This window comes from Limosilactobacillus vaginalis DSM 5837 = ATCC 49540 (assembly GCF_000159435.1).
Taxonomy (GTDB): Bacteria; Bacillota; Bacilli; order Lactobacillales; family Lactobacillaceae; genus Limosilactobacillus; species Limosilactobacillus vaginalis.
In genome coordinates this window covers 1-559 of record NZ_GG693441.1, presented here as the reverse complement: position 1 = coordinate 559, position 559 = coordinate 1, and the positions used below count along the sequence as shown (strand labels likewise).

Sequence of the window (559 nt, the reverse complement as noted above, 5' to 3'; positions counted from 1 at the left end):
AGCCGCCTAAAAGTAATAATTTAAAAATGCTAATCTTAGTTTTTGAAGCGAATTATTCTCTATTTTATTATTACTCATACAATCTTCAATCCGTTTGGTATTATTTTTAAACTGTTCAATAATAAATCTATCAGTGGGAATCTTTAATTTTAATTGCTTAAGATTATTTATAGTCAGTTGTGGCTGTGCTGAACCGGTTACAAACTGCGAAGGCTTACTACTTTTAATAAGTTCATAAGTGAATGATAAACCCAAACCAGTTTTATCTATTAAGTACAATAAGTTGTTTGTTAAAAATGCTTCTTCCTCATCAATATAACTAACGAATCCTGCCCCAGATCCACGGCTCGTTATTGTAACAGTTGCCTTATTAACTAAGGGCTTTCTTTCTGTATATCCCATAAAACCTTTTGCACCAAAAACTTTAGTGCCTGTTCTTAACAATTGTGATTTGGGTAACGTCTTGCCATATTTAATGCTATACAATTCTTTTATACTAATCGTTTTAAGAGCCGACTGTGCTATTAGCTGTTTATATAGAATATGTCTTAGTTCTTGT

General features: G+C 31.3%; 1 protein-coding gene. It reads right to left on the bottom strand.

What is annotated here, in order from left to right:
* Positions 1 to 6 precede the first annotated feature (6 nt).
* Positions 7 to 559, bottom strand: a 553-nt coding sequence (locus HMPREF0549_RS08910) for a restriction endonuclease subunit S (protein WP_040531982.1), incomplete at its 5' end; no start/stop codon positions are given.